The organism is Nordella sp. HKS 07 (assembly GCF_011046735.1).
GTDB lineage: Bacteria > Pseudomonadota > Alphaproteobacteria > Rhizobiales > Aestuariivirgaceae > Taklimakanibacter.
The window spans coordinates 6070607-6088157 of the sequence record NZ_CP049258.1 but is presented as its reverse complement, the minus strand read 5'-3'; the positions used below and the strand labels follow the sequence as shown (position 1 = coordinate 6088157).

Here is a 17551-nt window from a genome sequence, read left to right as displayed (position 1 = left end):
AAGACCTTCTGCGCGGTGTTTTCATCTAGGTCTGTCTTGATGGAGGATCGGGCAAGGGCATCCAATGAGTAGCTTCTATTAATGTGTCGTGATTTTCAAAGATCGGGTCCCCATCTTCGTAGTATTTTCCGGTGAACCATCCGATGGTCGGTCCGGATTCGCGGTAGGTCGATGCCGTGATATTGCAGATCAGAATGCGTTCGTCCCTTATCAAGGGGGCGGTCTCGATTGGCTTCCACGTTCCCATATGTGTCCTCTTGCCGTGGGCCAGGAGTCACTAGCCTGCACTCCCGGCTGAGCGCCGCTTAGCGTAACAGATCGCTCGCCGGTCATGAGCAAATGATATTGCTGCTCACGCGAAGAATTTTTTGTTTGACCCGATGACGCGATGCTGCCCGACAATAGCAACAATGCATTCGACCTGATGCATCAGGGCAGGTCGATCAGTCCGCTGAGGCGGCGAGGGCAATGAAGGAAGATTTGCGCGCACCGGCAAAATCACCTCAGACAAGTGCCGATTTCAAGAAGGTGAGTGTGCGTGACCAGGCGAGCCTCGCTGCGTCAGCCGAATAATTCGTTGGGGCGCTATCGTCATCAAATCCTCGCACCGTGCCTTCGTAAGTATACAGCTCGAATTTCACCCCGGTCTTCTTCATCGCTTCAACGAAGCCCGGGATCTCCGGGTCGACAAATTGATCCTTGCCGGCAAGATTGATCAGGAGTGGCGCCTTGAGGCGGCCAATGTCCGCCAGAGGCGTTGGATGTCCATAATAGAGCGTAACAGCCATCAGATCGGGCAATCTCGCAGCCGCATAACCGACGGCTGTTCCGCCTAATCCGTATCCAACCGCACCAAGTTTCTTTGCCCCGATCTCATTTAGCTGGAGCATCGCCGTCTGTGTATCGGTGGTCATGTCGGGTGACGTTGTCATCCCGACAATTTCCAAAGCCGGTCCGGGCTCGCTTGGTGTGCCCCCAAAGCGCGAGGCATAGTCGGGGGCTATCGCGACAAATCCCTCGAGAGCAAATCGGCGGGCCATATCCTCAAAGTGAGGCGTCAGCCCGAGCTTGTCGTGAGCGACAATTATGCCGGGCAGAGCCCCGACATCTCCGCTTGGGCGGGCGAGATAGCAATCGAGCTTCCCCCATTTTTCTTGTATCGACAGCCTTTCGGTTCTGACGCGCGGATCATCGGGGGCGACTTGAGCGGCTATCGCATCGGAGAGCAGCATCCCCGGCAAAGTGGCCAGAACAGGGAGCGTTCCGATGGTTTTTGTGGCCTGGGCGAGGAACCTTCTACGGCTCATCTCTGCATGCGGCTGTATATCGGCCAAAAGATCGAGAGTTGTCCGATTTCCAATACTGAACATCGGAGCCTCCTCAAGCTGCGTCGAGTAGCTTACGCGCTTTTAGAAATGCGGTCCAACACCGATGCGGGGTCTTTTGCCGCCTCCCGGGCTTGCCATTGCCGCGAACTTGAGTTCGACAAGCGCACCAAGGCTAAGGAACTGAAGCCGTAAAGTGAGATCGTGGTTGAGGAAGTGCCGCCGCTGATCGACCGGGAAACTTTCGACACGGTTCAGCGCGGCTCAAGGCGTGCTTTCCCAAGGTGTCGCCTGCGCGCGTGGTCAGCGACCCCACACTCCTGACCGGCATCTGCTATTGCGCCAAAAGATTCGCAACGCCCGCCCGCAATCGGAGGCGGATAATCGGCGGCTTTCGGCGTGCCCAGTTCTGTACTGAAGTGGCGGAGAGGGAGGGATTCGAACCCCCGGAGGGCGTGAACCCTCAACGGTTTTCAAGACCGCCGCAATCGACCGCTCTGCCACCTCTCCGTCGCGCCGACACATAGCATTGCTGGCCTGGGGCGCAAGGGGCCTCCGGCCGCCGGGTCTGCCCAAAATCGGACACGATCTTGCCACGCAGCCGGCTAAACTGACATGCATGCCCTTGTGACAAGCCAGGGGGACCGGCATATTGTCCCCAACTCAGCACAACGACCTGGAGATCGACCATGAGAACCATCAGCCTCGCCGTTCTCGGACTGTTGGCCACAACCGGCTTTGCCCTGGCGGCAGATCCGTCAGGCACATGGCGTCTGGACAACGGCAAAGTGACCGTGAAAGTCCGCCAGTGCGGCGCCGAAGTCTGCGCCAATATCGTCGGCCTTAAGGAGCCCACCTACAAGGACGGCAAGCCGAAGATCGACAAGTACAACAAGAATCCCGCCTTGCGTGACCGCCCGCTGATGGGGCTCGCGGTGCTCAGCAACATGAAGCCGACCGGCGACAACACCTGGGCCGGCAATATTTACAATGCCGATGACGGCCGCACCTACAGCGCCACCATGACGCTCAACGGCAACACCATGAAGCTGAAGGGCTGCGTCGCCGGCATCTTCTGCAAGACCAACACGTTCAGGAAGCTCAACTGAGCGACACCGCTTCGGGGCGCCCGCGATCCGGCATCCGCGCGCGCCACTGATCCGAGGATCAGGCGCCAGCCAGAGTGCTGACACATTTCTTACCCAGACTCAGGGTCTGCTTAGATTTCGAGACTGGGAGTTCGTGCATGAAACGAAAGTTGGGTCTTGCTCTTGCCGGCATGAGCTTCGCCGTCGTGGCGTCGCTGAGCGCTTTCGCCCAGACGCTCGACACCCTTCCGTTCAGTAAGAAGATGGCGCTCGCCAAGGCTGGCGACGAAGAGGCGCAGATCGCCGTGGCCCAGGCCTATGAGAAGGGCGAAGGTGCCAAGGAAAGCAAGCTCGAGGCGTCGAAATGGTATGGCAAGGCCGCCGATCAGGGAAATGTCGATGCCCAGTACAGGCTGGCGACGCTGTTCCATGAAGGGGCGACCGGCCTCAAGAAGAACCCCGAGCGCGCCTTCAAGCTCTATCAGGCCGCCGCCAAGAAAGGTCATGTCGAGGCGCAGAACTGGCTCGGCTACTGCTATCAGCACGGGCTCGGCGTGAAGCAGGATGAGAAGGCCGCTGTCGAATGGTACCAGAAGGCCGCCGACAGCAAGCTCGCCATCGCCGAGAACAATCTCGGCCTCATGTATCTGGGCGGAAAGGGTGTCGAGCAGGACTACGGCAAAGCCTTCGAGCTGTTCGAGCGTTCGTCCAACCAGGGCTATGACTGGGGCATGAACAATCTGGGCGGCCTCTATGAGAAGGGCTGGGGCACCGAGCAGGATCTGCCCAAGGCGCTCTTCCTCTACAAGCAGGCCGCGGCCAAGGGCAACGAAGCCGCCGCCAAAAGCGAAAAGCGCCTCGAGCCGCAGGTCATCCAATCGGGCGGCGCGCCGGCCGTCGAGCCCGCGGCCGCCAAGCCCGATCAGCTTGGCGTGACGACGCCAGCCGCCGCGCCTGAAGAGCAGCCCGCCGCCCAGACGGACGATAGCCCGCCGCCGCTCAGCGCCGCCAATCCGCTCGACGCCAAGCCTCCTGAGGCGAAGCCCGAGGAGCCGGCGGCCGCGCCGATTCCCACCCCGCAGAAAAAGGTCCAGTCCGACTCATCCGGCGGCTAACCCCGGCGCGGGATACAAAAAACTGGGCCCTGGATCATATCGGACCGAGAAGCGCGAAGCGGTTCGCGGATATTCCGATGCGCACATCAAAGAGCTGGAGCGGATATTGAGGTAGACAGAGTTTCGAAAAGGAGCGCTTTTCGCATTTTACCCTGTTTCTACCCTGTATCCGATAAAACCTGCTTCGTGAGAGTGCGGGGTGGCGCAGATGGACGGGAGCGTCGTGGTCCAACATCTCGGTGCGGCCCGGCCGAGGAAGCCGAAATTCGGCATTTTCGTCATTCGTTAACCATGTCTGTGAACGCCGCCTTTACGGGCGGGACAGCAAAACTTCCTACGCGCGTGGAGCGCATCGGGCCGGGGGGCCCGCGAGTGGGGAAGTGTCTATATGCGTCGGCTGCTTCAATCTTCGGCTGCAATCATCGCCATTGGCCTGATCGTGGCCGGATGCTCATCGGCAAAGAAGGATCCGTTCGCCGGCGTCGGCAGCCCCTATTATGCGAAGTCCGGCCCTCTGCCGAAGGGGGGAGGGCGTTATCATGTCGGCAAGCCCTATGAAGTGGCCGGCAATTGGTTCACGCCAAAGGAACAGCCCAGCTACGACAAGACCGGCGTCGCCTCCTGGTACGGACCGCAGTTCCATCGCCGCATGACGTCGAACGGCGAATGGTTCGACATGAACGAACTGACCGCGGCGCATGCGACCCTGCCGCTGCCGAGCTATGCCAAGGTCACCAACCTCCAGAATGGCCGCAATGTCGTCGTGCGCATCAACGATCGTGGGCCCTTCGTCGGCACCCGTATCATCGATATGTCGCGCCGCTCGGCCGAGGTCCTGGGCTTCAAGCCGCAAGGCAAGGCGCAAGTACGCGTCCAATATATCGGACCGGCGCCGCTCAATGATCAGGGCCAGCATCTCGCCGCGATGAATCGCGAACTGCAAAACGGCACGCCCTTGCGACAGATGATGGCGGCGGCCAATGGCGACATCGGTGGCGGCGGCGGAATCCAGGTCGCCTCGACGGCGCCATCCTTCACCCCTGCGCCGGTCTATCAGGGTCCTAAGGCGACCATCGCCTCGGCGACGAACGACTATCAATCGCCCGAGTATTTCGTGCAGGTCGGCTCGTTCGCCGATCCTTATAACGCGCAGCGCGCCCGTGAGGAGCTCGAGAACTCGGGACCGGTCCAGGTCCAGGAACTCATGGGCTCGGCCGGGCCGCTCTATCGCGTCCGCATCGGGCCGATAACCAATGAGGGCCAGGCGCAGGTCGCGCTGCGGCAGGCCGTCGACCTCGGTCATCCCGATGCGCGGCTCATCATGGCGAATGCCTCCTTGTAGTCTCCACAAGCACTTAAACTGCCGTGACAGTTGATTTCGGCTGGGGAGGCTCCTAGCTTCCCCTTCCATGATCACTCATCGCCTGCTTGCCATTCTCTGCGGCATACTGCTCATCGTCACCGGTACCGTTGCGCAGACGCCGCCGCCGCTGCCGCCGCCGCTCGACACGACGGTGCCGACGGCCATCCTCGTCGATGCGCGCACCGGCAATGTCTTCTTTGAAAAGAACGCCGATCAGCTGATCGCGCCGGCCAGCACGAGCAAGCTCATGACGGCGATCCTGATCTTCGACGCGCTGAAGGCAGGCAAGCTCACCATGGATCAGGAGTTCCTGATCAGCGAGGATGCCTGGCGCCGGGGCGGGGCGCCGTCCGGTGGCTCGACCATGTATGCGGCGCTTAATTCGCGGGTGAAGCTGTCGGATCTCATCCAGGGCATCATCGTGCAGTCGGCCAATGACGGCTGCATCGCGGTCGCCGAAGGCATGGCTGGATCGGAGCAAGCCTTCGCCGAGCAGATGACGCGGCGCGCCCGCGAGCTTGGGCTCACCAAATCGGTCTTCCGCAATTCAACGGGGTTGCCGGACCCTGAGCATCTCATGACGGCGCGCGAGCTCGCGATCCTGGCGCAGTACATCGTCAAGGCTTATCCCGAATATTATCACTACTATAGCCAGCCTTCCTTCACCTGGAACAAGATCATGCAGAAGAATCGCAATCCTCTGCTGGTCGACTACCCAGGCGCCGACGGCATGAAGACCGGTTATACCAAGGAGGCGGGCTACAATCTGGTCGGCTCGGCGATGCGCGACGGGCGCCGGCTCGTTCTGGTGGTCGCCGGCGCCGCGACGCTCGAGGAGCGCCGGCGCGAGGCGCAGAAGATCCTCGATTGGGGCTTCAAGCAGTTCCGTCCCATCGAGGTCTACAGCGCCAATGACAGGGTCGGACGGGCCCGTGTGTGGGGCGGCGAGACACGCTGGGTGGATCTCGTGACGCGCAAGGATATTTGGCTGATGCTTTCCTCGGTCGAACAGCAGAAGGTCACGGTCGATCTACGCTATGACGGCCCCCTGATGGCGCCGGTGAAGCCAGGCACGAAAGCAGGCACGATCGAATTCAATCTCGACGGCCGCACCCTGGCCGAGTTTCCGCTCGAGACCGCGGCCGAGATCGGCGCGGTCAACTCCATGTGGCTGAAAGCCTGGGACAGCATGGTCTACATGGTCTTCGGCGGCTGATATGTCGGGCATCTTTATCACCTTCGAGGGCGGCGAGGGCACCGGCAAGAGTTCACATGCCCGGAACCTGGCCGAAAGCCTGCGCAAGAGCGGCAGGAGCGTCGTCCTGACGCGCGAGCCTGGCGGCTCGCCCGGCGCTGAAGAGGTGCGGGCGCTGCTCGTCACCGGAGAGGTCGGGCGCTGGTCTGCCGATGCCGAGGCGCTCCTCAATTACGCGGCGCGCGATTCGCATCTGCGCGAGACGATCCGTCCGGCCTTGACGCGCGGCGATCTCGTTCTGTGCGACCGTTTCATGGACTCGAGCCGGGCCTATCAGGGCCATGCCGGCGGCGGCGACATGGCGCTGATCGACATGCTGGAGCGCAGCATAGTTGGCCGCACGCGCCCGCAGCTCACGATCATACTCGATGTCGATCCGGAAATCGGGCTGAGGCGCGCCAGGGGTCGTGGTGCCAGCGACGAGGACCGCTTCGAGAAGAAAGGGCTCGATTTCCACCGCAAGCTGCGTGAAGCGTTTATTCAGATCGCCGCGAAGGAGCCCGCGCGCTGCCGCGTCATCGATTCGAGCCGCCCTTATGAAGCGGTGGCCGAAGACATCCGGCGCGCCGTGGCAGAGGTCCCGGGGGCGGCATGAGCGACGACGCCGAAGATCCGCGCGAAGGTCCGCTCCATCCGCGCCGGCGCACCGATCTCAAGGGCCATCAGGCGGCGGAAGAGACGCTGCTGCGGCAATACCGGTCGGGCCGGATGCATCATGGCTGGCTCTTCGCCGGACCGCGCGGCATCGGCAAGGCGACCTTGGCCTACCGCCTGGCGCGCTTTCTGCTCTCCTTTCCCGATCCGCGTCTGACGGGCGAGCGGACGAGCCTTTACATTCCGGCCGAGGCGCCGGTCGCGCATCGGATTGCCTCGCGCGGCCATGCCGACCTGATTTCCCTTGAGCGCGCCTATGACGCGAAAGCCGAGCGGCTCAAGAGTGAGATCGCGGTCGACGACGTACGCAAGGCGTCCGCCTTCTTTGGGCGCACCGCAGGCGAGGGGGGCTGGCGCATCTGCATCGTTGACGCTGCGGAGGATCTCAATACTGAATCCGCCAATGCGCTCCTCAAGATCCTCGAAGAGCCGCCGGCGCGGTCGCTGTTCATCCTGGTGAGCCACCAGGCGGGCCGGCTCCTGCCCACCATCCGCTCGCGCTGCCTGCGCCTCGATCTCAGCCCGTTGAGGGAGGCCGAGACGATCGCCGTGCTGGAGACGATGGGCGAGCACAAGCCCGAGGACCTGAACCGCGCCGCGCAGCTGTCAAAAGGCAGTCCGGGACGGGCGCTCGAGCTTCTCACCTCGCAAGGGGCGAAATATTTCGACCTCTTCCGCCAGATGATGTCTCGTGCGCAGAGGATTGATCTTGCTGCAAAAATATCCATCGCGGATGGGCTTCAGGGGCGCGACATGGCGGAGGATTATGCAATCTTCTGCGAGCTGTTGCTCACCCATGTTGCCGACCTGGCGCGGCGGTCGGCGCTTGCCGGAGAGGGGGCGGCTTTCGCCCGCGCGCATGAGGAGATCGGCCATTCCATTCGCTTGGCAAATGCCCTAAACCTCGACCGCCGCCAGACGATCCTTGATGCGCTCACCGTTCTCGGATCCGCTAAGGCCGCATAATTATTCGAGATTTTCGCGTGAAAGAGAAGTTCTACATTACCACCGCCATTTCCTATCCGAATGGCGCTCCCCATATCGGCCACGCCTATGAGGTTCTGGCCACGGATGCGCTTGCGCGCTTCAAGCGGCTCGACGGCTATGATGTGATGTTCCTGACCGGCACTGACGAGCACGGCCAGAAAATCGAACAGACGGCGGGAAAGCAGGGCCGCAGCGCCGCCGAGTTCGTCGACGAGATGGCGCAGCTCTTCAAGGACATGGTGGCTGAGCTCGGCTGCTCGAATGACGATTTCATCCGCACCACCGAGGCGCGGCACAAGAAGACCGTCACCGCGTTGTGGAAGCGTCTCGAGGAAGCGGGCGACATCTATCTGTCGAAATACGCCGGCTGGTACTCGGTGCGCGACGAGGCCTTTTACGGCGAGGATGAGATCGAGGATCGCGGCGGCAAGAAGTTCTCGACCAAGACCGACACGCCGGTCGAGTGGGTGGAGGAGGAGAGCTATTTCTTCAGATTGTCCGCCTATCAGGACAAGCTCCTCAAGCTCTATGCCGATCAACCGGATTTCATCGGGCCTTCCGAGCGGCGCAACGAGGTGATGAGCTTTGTCAAAGGTGGCCTGCAGGACCTCTCCGTTTCGCGCACGACCTTCGGCTGGGGAATCCCGGTGCCGGGTGCCAAAGGCCACATCATTTATGTGTGGCTCGACGCGCTGATAAACTATCTCTCGGCCACCGGCTGGCCCGACAAGGGCCCGCGCAACCATTATTGGCCCGCCGACATCCACATCATCGGCAAGGACATCGTGCGCTTCCACGCGGTCTACTGGCCCGCCTTCCTGATGTCGGCCGGCTTGACCTTGCCCAAGCGCGTCTTCGGCCATGGCTTCCTGTTCAACCGCGGCGAGAAGATGTCGAAATCGGTCGGCAACGTCATCTCGCCGGCTGAGCTCGTCGGACGTTACGGCGTCGACCAGGTGCGCTATTTCTTCCTGCGCGAAGTGCCCTTCGGCCAGGACGGCAATTACAGCCACGAGGCGATCATCGCCCGCATCAATGCCGATCTCTCCAATGATCTCGGCAATCTGGCGCAGCGGTCGCTGTCGATGATCGGCAAGAACTGCGCCGGCAAGGTGCCGGTAATGGGACCGCTCAGCGCCGAGGATCAGGCGATCCTCGCGGCGACGGATGCCCTTCTGGCCGAGTGTCGGACCCAGCATGACGTCCAGGCGATCAACAAGGCGCTCGATGCGATCTGGAAGGTCGTGGCGGACGCCAACCGCTATTTCGCGAGCCAGGAACCCTGGGCGCTGAAGAAGACCGATCCTGAGCGCATGGGCACGGTCCTCTATGTGACGGCGGAAATCATTCGCCAGGTCGGCATCCTGGTGCAGCCCTATATGCCGGCCTCGGCGGCGCGGCTGCTCGATCTCCTGGCGGTTCCGGCCGACAGGCGCGACTTCAGCGCGCTGGGGAGCCAAGGCAGGCTCGCGTCGGGCACGGCGCTGCCCGCACCCCAGGGCGTCTTTCCGCGCTATGTGGAAGAGGCCGAGAGCTCCGCCTCGGCATGATCGTCGTCGACAGCCATTGCCATCTCGACTATCCGGGCCTCACCGAGGACCTTTCCGGCGTCTTGGGGCGTGCCGAGGAGGCGGGCGTCAGGCTGATGCTCTCGATCGGCACCCGGGTGCGGAAATTCGAGCAGATCCTCGCGCTCGCGGAGCGCAACGAGAATGTCTACTGCACCATCGGCACGCATCCCCATAATGCCGCCGAGGAGCCGGATGTGACGGCTGAGGAACTGGTCGACATCGCGCGTCATCCCAAGGTCGTCGGCATCGGCGAGGCGGGGCTCGATTATCATTACGACCATAGCCCGCGCGATGCACAGGCGATGAGCTTCCGCGTCCATTCCGAGGCGGCGCGCGAGACCGGTCTGCCGCTCGTCATCCACAGCCGCTCGGCCGAGGCCGATACCGCTGCGATCCTCGAGGAGGAGATGAGCAAGGGCGCCTTCAAGCCGCTGCTCCATTGCTTCTCGTCCAAGGTGGAGCTGGCGCGGCGCGGCCTGGCGCTCGGCGCCTATGTCTCCTTCTCCGGCATCCTCACCTACAAGAACGCCGAGGACATTCGCGACACCGCGCGCGAGGTGCCGATGGACAAACTGCTGGTCGAGACGGACGCGCCCTATCTGGCGCCGGTGCCCTATCGCGGCAAGACGAACGAGCCGGCCTTCGTCGTGAAGACGCTCGAGAAACTTGCGGAAGTCAAAGGCGTCACGACGGCGGAGTTGGCGAGGATCACCAGCGGCAACTTCTTCGCGCTGTTCGGCAAGGTGCCGAAGCCGAGCTGGGCTCCGTAAGTCGGTGAATGGCGCCATCACCATACTGGGCTGCGGCTCATCGGGTGGTGTGCCGCGCATCGGCAATAACTGGGGCACGTGTGATCCGGCCAACCCTAAAAGCCGGCGGCGGCGCTGCTCGATCCTGGTCAGCCGTGAGGACGAGGCGGGCCTCACGCGCGTCCTCATCGACACCTCGCCCGATCTGCGCGATCAGGTGCTGACCACCGGCACGGATGCGATCGACGCCGTGCTCTTCACCCATGAGCATGCCGATCACACCCATGGCATCGACGAGTTGCGCGCTTTCTATCTGAGGCAGCGCCATCTGATCCCGATATGGGCGGATGAGAAGACGGCCAATCTCCTGGTCAGCCGCTTCGGCTATTGCTTCGTCAACGCGCCCGGCAGCGACTATCCGCCCATCCTCCGGCTGAACCGGATCACGGCGGGCGAAACCGTCACCATCGCGGGGAAGGGGGGGCAGATCAGCGCTCTGCCCTTCGTCGTCCATCACGGCAATATCGACGCCCTCGGCTTCCGCTTCGGCGGCGTCGCCTACACGCCCGACCTGAACGGTATTCCCGATGCCAGTCTCGAAGCGCTTAAGGATCTCGATCTGTGGATCGTCGACGCCTTGCGCCCGGTTCCGCATCCGAGCCATTTCAGCCTGCCGGAAACTCTCTCCTGGATCGAGCGGTTGAAACCTAAGCGCGCCGTCCTCACCAACATGCATATCGATCTCGATTACGCCACGTTGACGCGTATGCTTCCCCCGAATGTCGAACCGGCGTATGACGGTATGATTCTGCCGCTGTCATAAAAGAGCCTGCAACGGAGTGAGCCATGTCCCGCCGGATTGTTTCTCTGATCGCCTTGTTGGCCTTCAGCTCCACGCCCTTGCTCGCCCAGCAGGCCTGTCCCGACGGCTCGCCGCGCGATCCGGCAAAAATATCGGAAGCCGTCGACCGCTATGCGCGTGAGCCGTTTTCAGCCCGCACCTACCGCGTGCTGAAGGGGCTCGGCGATCCGATGATCGATGCCAGTTACGGGGGGTACTCGTCCTGGGAGAATGCCGACAAGCTGAAGAAGCTCATCGCCGAGATCGCGCCCGACGCGAAGCAGCCCAATTACTACGGCTATGAGTGCCGCCTCGGCTATCCGCTCGAAGTGCTCGAAAAGCGCATCGCTGATCTCGGAAAGACAAGTCCCTATGTCAGGCAGTGGCTCACCGTGCAGCTGGCGGTGTTGGCCGCCTGCGACGGGGAGAAGATCGCCGAGCTGCCGGGTCCCATGACCGACCAGCAGTCTCCGGTCAAGGAGCTGCAGGAGGCCGACCGGGCCTATCAACAGGCTTCGCTCGCCTTCTATACCGACCGTACCAAGGCGCTCGATCTCTACAAGGCGATCGGCGCCTCTGGCTCGCCGCACAAGGGAGCGGCGCGCTACATGGTCGCCAATATCCTCGCCAATGGAAAGCAGCTCGCCGAGGCGCGCGCCGAGGCCAAGGCGATCCTCGCCGATCCCTCGCTCGCCGGCGTGCACGGCATCACCAAGGAGCTCCTCGGCTATATCTCCAATCTCGAGGACACCGCACCCGGCTGGACCGAGCTGATCAACAGCACCATCGCTGCCCTCGACAAGCCGACAAAGGACATTCAGGCCTCGCCGCAGCTCGCCAGCGACTATGGCCGCGCCCTCTATGACATCGAGTTCGGGGGCATCCGCGGCAAGGCCGACGACTGGTGGCTCGACGGCACGCTGCCGGAAAATCCAACCATCTCGAAGGCGATCGTCGATGCCACGCGCCAGTATCCGATCGCGGCGTGGATAATCGGCGGACAGAGCACGCAGGAATATTATGAGCGCGCACCCTGGCAGGTTATCGGGCCCAAATGGGAAGCACGCACGCAATCGCTGGTCGACCGCTCGCTGGCGCTCGTGGCGGGCATGCCACCGCTCGCCAAGGATGTGATCGAGGCGCTGAAGGCCAAGTCCGACGATGCCAGCCGCAAGGCTCTGTGGGACAAGGCCGTGGCCGCGGCGCGCGCGGCCAACGACAGCTGCGGCACGGCGCCCGAAACCGCGGCCGCCGGCACGCTCCTCACCCATGCGGTACGCGTATCGGCGCTCGCCGGCAAGTTCGACGAAGCCTATGACGGGCTCGCCAGCTATCCGGTCAAGGGCTCTGTGGCGTATATGCAGAATGCGATCGTGCCGCTCGGCCAATATATTCTGGGGCAGGGCATGGTCGAGGAGGCGCGCAAATTCCGCGACCGGCTGCTGACCGACGATTTGTGGGCGTCGCTCGACAAGGATGAGGGCAGCCGCAATGTGCTGGCCCAGATCGCCATGTGGGCGGCGGAGGATCGCGCCCAATGGAACAAGGCGCTGGCGCATGACTCGGTGAAGACCGGCCTGTCGCTTTTGAACTTTTTGCCGGCCAAGGATCTGCGGGCGATGGCCAAGGACGAGGCCTTGTTCACGCCCGAGGAGCGAGCACTCCTGATCCGCACCGCCTGGACCAGGCTCTATGCCAGGGGCCGCGTGCCGGAGAAGTCTTTCACCGAAGAGCTCTATGCGCTCAATCCGGACGTGAAGGCCGTGGCCGATCAGGTCAAGGTCGACTATCCCAAGGCCAAGGAGGCGAACCAGCGGCTGTTAACCATACTGCGTACGCCGCGCATGGGGATATTGGTGAATGCACCCGGCATCTGGGAGCCGATCACGATGACCGGCGGCGGCGATGTCACGGCGCTCGATTCCTTCGATCACAATGACAAGAACTGGTGGTGTCCGTTCGAGCCGGACCGTCAGCTGGGTGGTCTGCGCGGCGAGTTCGACAGTCTCACCGACACCGCACGCATATCCTGGTCCGCCAAGCGGCTCGAGCCCGTGATCGAGGCCGACGCGCTGGCATCGCTGGCCGAGAAGCGCGATGGCGTCCTCAAAGACCATCCGGTGGTCAAGAGCGTCAGCTGGAACGAGATCAAGGCGCTGAGCGCCATGCCGAGCGCGCCCAAGCTGCTGGCGACGGCGGCGACCAAATGGGGCAAGGCGGCGCCCAGGAACGATGCCCGCAACGGCGCGGCGGAGGCCTTGGCTCTGGCGGTCAAGGCGACGCGCTATGGCTGCAACTGGCATGGCGGGCATGGCAAGTATTCGCGCGCGGCCTATGAGGTGTTGCAGGAGCGCTATGGCACGACGCCGTGGGCGACGCAGACGCCATACTGGTTCGATTGCGTGAACTTCTACGACCAGACGAACACGACGGGGGGCACATGCCCGAGCCCGTCCTGGCCGAAGCAGGAGGTTCCGCGCTAACTTACCCAGCGTCTTGCATCGATACGGAAAACGCCCTATATAATGCCCCATACATAGGACTTTTCAAATGGCAAAGAACGCGCTGCCGCAGGACTATAATCAAGACGACGCACCGCTGCTCATGGGTTTCATGGACAGTGCCGGCGAAATCTCGATCGCCGATGTGGCCGACAGTTTTGGCATGTCGAAGACCCAGCTGGCTGAAACAGCGGGATTGGCGAAGGAGTCGCTGTTCAAGGCGGCGCGCAGCCAGGCGCCCAGAACGCAGTCGCGCATCCGGGAAATGCTCGAGATCATCAGCCGCGTGAGTGACTGGGCCGGCGGCAAGAACCAGGCCATGGCCTGGTACCGGGCTCAGCCCATACCGGCCTTTGGCGGGCGGACGGCGGAAGCTTTAGTCAAGGAAGGCAAGGCCGGCGCGGTGCGCGATTATCTCGATCATCTGGCGCTTGGCGGCTTTGCTTGAGATTTGCCGGCATCTGCTACCGGGCTCAGAATCCCGTGTGGTCCTTCAAGCCGACCTCGGGTGATGGCGCGGCTCTGCGGGGCGCCAGATTCAATCCCAAAGGCGTGCCGTCGCTTTATCTGGCGCTCACGATCATCGGCGCGGTCAAGGAAGCCAATCAGGGCCTGGCGCACCGGATCGATCCCTGTGTGCTGTGCGCCTATGACGTGGACTGTGTGGACATAGCCGATCTGCGGACGGAAGCTGGCCGGGATGCCGCCGGCATTCGTTTCGAGGATATGAGCTGCGGCTGGATGGATTTCCTGGCGCGTGGCGAACGGCCGCCGTCCTGGAGCATCTATGATCGACTGTGCGAGGCGAGTGCCGGAATTCTGGTGCCGAGCTTCGCGCCGGGGGCCGTTGCAAGCGATTTTAATCTCGTGCTGTGGCGCTGGGGCGATGCTCCGCACAAGGTCGAGGTGATCGATCCCGAAGGCCGCTTGCCGAGAAGCCAGGCATCGTGGGCTGGACGGCCATAACTTTGATATCCCGGCCATTTTGGCATTTTCAGCTATCCAGAAATATTCCATAATATACATTATGCGAATGAAGGATGTGGCGCCCAGTGGGTATGCCCTGCGCCGCCGTTTCACTCCGGGAGACCGGCCTTGCGGTAGCCCTCAACGAAATGCTCAAGCGTCGCAGCGTCGCGAAATGGCTCGGTCGTGGCCCAGTGCCGGGTGGTGAAATGCGGATTACCGACGAGGAACAGTTCGACCTCGGCGCGCGCCTCGTCGAGCCGGCCCAGCTGGGCAAGGCTTGCCGCCAGGAAACGGCGTGAGCTTGTACGATAAACCTCGTCCCTGCGCAGTGTCTCGACAGCGGCTTCGTACTCGCCGGCCGCATATTGGGCCTGGCCGAGCACCAGATAGTACCAGCTTGCCGGAAACGGGTTCAGCCGGAACGCCTTGCGAATATGCTCAAGGCCCTCCTCGACCCGCCCGGCTAGGATCGCGATGTCGGACAATGCCACCCAGATGTCGGCCTCGTTCGGGTCGAGCTCGATCGCTTTGGCGAATTCCGCATCCGCCTCGGCAAAGCTGCGCTCATAGGCAAGCAGGTAAGCCAGGACCCAGCGGCAGCCGGCATCGTTGGGGTCGATCGCCACGGCTTTGCGCGCCAGTTCCAGAGCGACGCTACGGGCGGATTCAGTTGGTCCGCCCCAATGCACCCATCCCATCCAATGGTTCATGGCAAGCCAGCGATAGGGCTCGGCGTATCCCGGATCGAGCGAGACTGCGCGCGTGAGCATCAGATGCGCTTCCCGCGCCATCTGCGGTGAATCATCGATCAGCTTGCGCGCCCGCACGCAGAGATCATAGGCCTCGAGATTTTTGGGCCGATTGCGCGGCGGCGGTTCGCGCAGCCGGCCGAGCAACGCCTCCACGATCTTGGCCGTCACCTCGTCCTGAACGGCAAAGATATCCTCCAGGCTGCGATCGAAGCGTTCCGCCCACAGATGATCGCTGCTGACCGCATCGACCAGCTGGGCGTTGATGCGCACGCGCCCTGCGGCATGTCTGGCACTTCCCTCCAGCAGGTAGCGTACGCCAAGGTCCTGGGCGATCCCGCGCACGTCCATCGCCTTTCCCTTGTAGGCAAAGGCCGAATTGCGTGCGATGACGAACAGGCCGGAGATCCTGGACAGATCGGTGATGAGGTCTTCGGTCAACCCATCCACGAAGGAATCCTGCTCGGGATCGTTGCTGACATTGACGAAGGGCAGCACGGCTATCGATGGTTTACCGGGCAGCGGCAAGGGTTTTCGCTTCGCGTCGCTGAGCGGCTCGCTGGCCGCCGTGAAGCGGTAGCCGACGCGCGGAATCGTGGCGATCCATTCACCGCCATCGGCGGCCGGACCAAGCAGCTTCCGCAGCAGCGAGATCTGGACGGTGAGGTTGCCTTCCTCGACGGCCGTGCCCGGCCACCCCGCGTCCATCAACTCGGCCTTGCCCAGGATTTCGCCGGGCCGTCCGACGAGCGCCGCCAGGAGCTTCAGCCCGCGGTAGCCAATGGCAACGGGGACATCGTTCCGCAGGAGCGTTCCCGCGCCCGGATCAAGCACGAACGGACCAAAGGCAAAGCGCGATCCTTGCATGGGCGCATCTATAGCCCGTTTGGAAGTTTTTGGAACTATTCGGGAGCGCTTAATTACGACGCTGTTCTTATCCCGCAGAACTGATCCTCTTTCAGGTCGAGGGCCTCCGGACCCTCAAACCAAATGGAGGTTGCCATGAACGATACTCCCCCGGTGGGTCCGGCGGAGATGTCGCGTCGGCGCTACAATCTGGCGGCCCTGCGAAGCCTTGTCGCGGCCTGGGGCAAACGGAAACGCTTTCGCGCGGAACTTGAAAAAATGTCGAAGGCCGCTCCCCATTTGATCGACGATATCGGTCTGACGAAACGGGAGGTCGAGGTGGAGATCGCCAAGCCCTTCTGGCGTGCCGGAAATTGCCGGTCGACATCACCGGGAGAGGATCGGATCCCATGGGCCGCGATGGCGGGCATCATCGCGACCGTCACGGTGTTCGCCGTGGCGCAGGGGCTGACCTATCCGCTGCTCAGCTTCATCTTGGAGCGGCTGGGGACGACGCCCGGCCTGATCGGTTTGTCGGCGGCGATGACGCCCTTGGGTTTCATTGTATCGGCGCCCTTCATTCCGGCGCTGGTGCGGCGCGTGGGCGGGGCGCGGCTTGCGCTCCTGTGTTCGCTCCTGGCCGCGCTCACCCTGCTCGCGATTGCCGGGACGCAGGACGTCTGGGCCTGGATGCCGCTGCGCTTCCTGCTCGGCTTCTTCGCCAATCCGCTTTACGTGATCAGCGAAACCTGGCTGATCTCGATCACGCCCGCGTCACGACGGGGCCGCATCATGGGCCTCTATTCGTCGATCGTTTCGGGCGGCTTCGCCATCGGCCCGCTGTCGCTCGGCCTGGTCGGCACGCAAGGTTGGCCGCCCTTCATGATCGGCATCGCGGCCTTGATTCTCTGCGGCCTGATCGTGCTTGCGGTCGTGCCGCGCCTGCCAAAGATGCCGCATGATGGCGAGGCTACATCGGTCGGCGGCTTCTTCGCACTGGCTCCGCTCCTGTTATTCGCGGTTTTCGCCGCAGCCGCCTTCGAGCAGGTCCTTATTTCCCTGTTCGCGGTCTATGGCGCGGCACTCGGCAGCACCGAGCAGCGCATCGCCTCGCTCATCACCTGTTTCGTCGCAGGCAATGCCGTGCTGCAGATCTTGCTCGGACGGGTGGCCGAACAAGTGGGCTCGACGCGGACCATGTTCTTCTGTGTCCTGGTTTCGCTGGCCGGCTGCCTGTTGCTGGCGACGGCCTTCAACGCGTGGCTTATCTGGCCACTCGTTTTCGTCTGGGGCGGGGTCTCGTTCGGGATCTACACCATGTCGCTGATCCAACTCGGCGAGCGTTTCAGCGGCCAAGCGCTGATCGCCGGTAACGCGGCCTTCGCGTTCGTATGGGGCATCGGCGGCATTGTGGGCTCGCCCGCGACAGGACTGGCGATGCAACTGATCGGACATCAGGGGCTGCCATTAGTCCTTGGCCTGCTCTGCTGTGTCCTGGCGGTGTTTCTGATGGCGGAGAGACGGCGGGTCTGAGGCGA

General features: G+C 62.7%; 16 protein-coding genes and 1 tRNA gene. 13 read left to right on the top strand and 4 right to left on the bottom strand.

The window, feature by feature from the left end; all coding sequences use genetic code 11:
* Window positions 1–25 precede the first annotated feature (25 nt).
* From G5V57_RS35445 to G5V57_RS28655, 3 genes are all read right to left on the bottom strand, one after another.
* Window positions 26–247: a DUF551 domain-containing protein gene (locus tag G5V57_RS35445; protein ID WP_165171755.1), complete on the bottom strand. Its 222-nt coding sequence runs from the start codon at window positions 245–247 to the stop codon at window positions 26–28.
* 256 nt (window positions 248–503) lie between these two features.
* Window positions 504–1370, bottom strand: coding sequence for a dienelactone hydrolase family protein (locus G5V57_RS28660; protein ID WP_246737410.1), 867 nt, complete (start codon window positions 1368–1370; stop codon window positions 504–506).
* A 375-nt stretch (window positions 1371–1745) separates the two neighbouring features.
* Window positions 1746–1835 (bottom strand) — tRNA-Ser (locus G5V57_RS28655).
* A 179-nt stretch (window positions 1836–2014) separates the two neighbouring features.
* Here G5V57_RS28655 and G5V57_RS28650 point away from each other — a divergent pair.
* From G5V57_RS28650 to G5V57_RS28595, 12 genes are all read left to right on the top strand, one after another.
* Window positions 2015–2434: a DUF2147 domain-containing protein gene (locus tag G5V57_RS28650; RefSeq protein WP_165171753.1), complete on the top strand. Its 420-nt coding sequence runs from the start codon at window positions 2015–2017 to the stop codon at window positions 2432–2434.
* Between the two features lie 137 nt (window positions 2435–2571).
* Window positions 2572–3528, top strand: coding sequence for a tetratricopeptide repeat protein (locus G5V57_RS28645; protein ID WP_165171751.1), 957 nt, complete (start codon window positions 2572–2574; stop codon window positions 3526–3528).
* Between the two features lie 388 nt (window positions 3529–3916).
* Window positions 3917–4870, top strand: coding sequence for a septal ring lytic transglycosylase RlpA family protein (locus G5V57_RS28640; RefSeq protein WP_165171749.1), 954 nt, complete (start codon window positions 3917–3919; stop codon window positions 4868–4870).
* A 67-nt stretch (window positions 4871–4937) separates the two neighbouring features.
* Entirely contained in the window at window positions 4938–6107 is a 1170-nt protein-coding gene (locus G5V57_RS28635) for a D-alanyl-D-alanine carboxypeptidase family protein (RefSeq protein WP_165171747.1), read from the top strand.
* 1 nt (window position 6108) lies between these two features.
* Window positions 6109–6741: a dTMP kinase gene (gene tmk, locus G5V57_RS28630; protein ID WP_165171745.1), complete on the top strand. Its 633-nt coding sequence runs from the start codon at window positions 6109–6111 to the stop codon at window positions 6739–6741.
* Window positions 6738–7766, top strand: a complete 1029-nt coding sequence (locus G5V57_RS28625) for a DNA polymerase III subunit delta' (protein WP_165171743.1) — start codon at window positions 6738–6740, stop codon at window positions 7764–7766. The genes tmk and G5V57_RS28625 overlap by 4 nt, the downstream gene beginning before the upstream one ends.
* Window positions 7767–7783: 17 nt before the next feature.
* Window positions 7784–9337 (top strand): methionine--tRNA ligase, encoded by a 1554-nt coding sequence (gene metG / locus G5V57_RS28620; protein ID WP_165171741.1) that lies wholly within the window; start codon window positions 7784–7786, stop codon window positions 9335–9337.
* Complete coding sequence (locus G5V57_RS28615; protein WP_165174311.1) at window positions 9337–10128, top strand: TatD family hydrolase; 792 nt, start codon at window positions 9337–9339, stop codon at window positions 10126–10128. Before metG ends, G5V57_RS28615 begins: the two co-directional genes overlap by 1 nt.
* A 4-nt stretch (window positions 10129–10132) precedes the next feature.
* A complete protein-coding gene (locus tag G5V57_RS28610) occupies window positions 10133–10930 on the top strand; it encodes an MBL fold metallo-hydrolase (protein WP_165171739.1) in 798 nt (265 codons plus the stop codon).
* A gap of 23 nt (window positions 10931–10953) precedes the next feature.
* Complete coding sequence (locus G5V57_RS28605; RefSeq protein ID WP_165171737.1) at window positions 10954–13431, top strand: hypothetical protein; 2478 nt, start codon at window positions 10954–10956, stop codon at window positions 13429–13431.
* 67 nt (window positions 13432–13498) lie between these two features.
* Window positions 13499–13897: an antitoxin Xre/MbcA/ParS toxin-binding domain-containing protein gene (locus tag G5V57_RS28600; protein WP_246737409.1), complete on the top strand. Its 399-nt coding sequence runs from the start codon at window positions 13499–13501 to the stop codon at window positions 13895–13897.
* Entirely contained in the window at window positions 13894–14415 is a 522-nt protein-coding gene (locus G5V57_RS28595; protein WP_165171735.1) for an RES family NAD+ phosphorylase, read from the top strand. The genes G5V57_RS28600 and G5V57_RS28595 overlap by 4 nt, the downstream gene beginning before the upstream one ends.
* Window positions 14416–14525: 110 nt before the next feature.
* Here the strand turns inward: G5V57_RS28595 and G5V57_RS28590 are convergent, their stop codons facing one another.
* Complete coding sequence (locus tag G5V57_RS28590) at window positions 14526–16034, bottom strand: winged helix-turn-helix domain-containing tetratricopeptide repeat protein (protein ID WP_165171733.1); 1509 nt, start codon at window positions 16032–16034, stop codon at window positions 14526–14528.
* Window positions 16035–16433: 399 nt separating this feature from the next.
* Between G5V57_RS28590 and G5V57_RS28585 the strand changes: the two genes are divergently transcribed.
* On the top strand, window positions 16434–17546 hold the full coding sequence (locus tag G5V57_RS28585; RefSeq protein WP_246737744.1) for an MFS transporter: 1113 nt from the start codon (window positions 16434–16436) through the stop codon (window positions 17544–17546).
* Window positions 17547–17551: the final 5 nt, after the last annotated feature.

Excerpts from the sequence above, each read along its gene's own strand:
- G5V57_RS35445 (WP_165171755.1), bottom strand. The coding sequence starts at position 247 with ATGGGAACGTGGAAGCCAATCGAGACCGCCCCCTTGATAAGGGACGAA.
- G5V57_RS28660 (WP_246737410.1), bottom strand. The coding sequence starts at position 1,370 with ATGTTCAGTATTGGAAATCGGACAACTCTCGATCTTTTGGCCGATATA.
- G5V57_RS28650 (WP_165171753.1), top strand. The coding sequence starts at position 2,015 with ATGAGAACCATCAGCCTCGCCGTTCTCGGACTGTTGGCCACAACCGGC.
- G5V57_RS28645 (WP_165171751.1), top strand. The coding sequence starts at position 2,572 with ATGAAACGAAAGTTGGGTCTTGCTCTTGCCGGCATGAGCTTCGCCGTC.
- G5V57_RS28640 (WP_165171749.1), top strand. The coding sequence starts at position 3,917 with ATGCGTCGGCTGCTTCAATCTTCGGCTGCAATCATCGCCATTGGCCTG.
- G5V57_RS28635 (WP_165171747.1), top strand. The coding sequence starts at position 4,938 with ATGATCACTCATCGCCTGCTTGCCATTCTCTGCGGCATACTGCTCATC.
- tmk (WP_165171745.1), top strand. The coding sequence starts at position 6,109 with ATGTCGGGCATCTTTATCACCTTCGAGGGCGGCGAGGGCACCGGCAAG.
- G5V57_RS28625 (WP_165171743.1), top strand. The coding sequence starts at position 6,738 with ATGAGCGACGACGCCGAAGATCCGCGCGAAGGTCCGCTCCATCCGCGC.
- G5V57_RS28605 (WP_165171737.1), top strand. The coding sequence starts at position 10,954 with ATGTCCCGCCGGATTGTTTCTCTGATCGCCTTGTTGGCCTTCAGCTCC.
- G5V57_RS28600 (WP_246737409.1), top strand. The coding sequence starts at position 13,499 with ATGGCAAAGAACGCGCTGCCGCAGGACTATAATCAAGACGACGCACCG.
- G5V57_RS28590 (WP_165171733.1), bottom strand. The coding sequence starts at position 16,034 with ATGCAAGGATCGCGCTTTGCCTTTGGTCCGTTCGTGCTTGATCCGGGC.
- G5V57_RS28585 (WP_246737744.1), top strand. The coding sequence starts at position 16,434 with ATGGCGGGCATCATCGCGACCGTCACGGTGTTCGCCGTGGCGCAGGGG.